At 38.6% G+C, this 298-nt stretch carries 1 protein-coding gene; it reads left to right on the forward strand.

Annotated features, from left to right (window positions below; all coding sequences use genetic code 11):
* Window positions 1-298, forward strand: a 298-nt coding sequence (locus ACFIO5_RS11030) for an AAA family ATPase (protein WP_375705425.1), incomplete at both ends; no start/stop codon positions are given.

Below are 298 nucleotides of genomic sequence, written 5' to 3' on the forward strand. Positions count from 1 at the left end.
TTCAGGTTTTATGTCGAAGATCGAAAAACAATCCGCTTTTAGTTGGTGATCCTGGAGTTGGAAAAACAGCTATAATTGAGGGGTTGGCGAAACGCATTGTTGATGGGGAAGTGCCTGAAGTTTTATCAAATGCAACGATATTTTCCCTTGATATGGGAGGGCTTGTTGCTGGCACACGCTATCGCGGTGATTTTGAAGAACGATTAAAGCAACTTATTAAAGAATTTGAGCAATATTCAAATGCTGTTTTATTTATTGATGAAATTCATACATTGATTGGAGCAGGAGCTACATTAGG

This window comes from Bartonella sp. AA86SXKL, assembly GCF_042196885.1.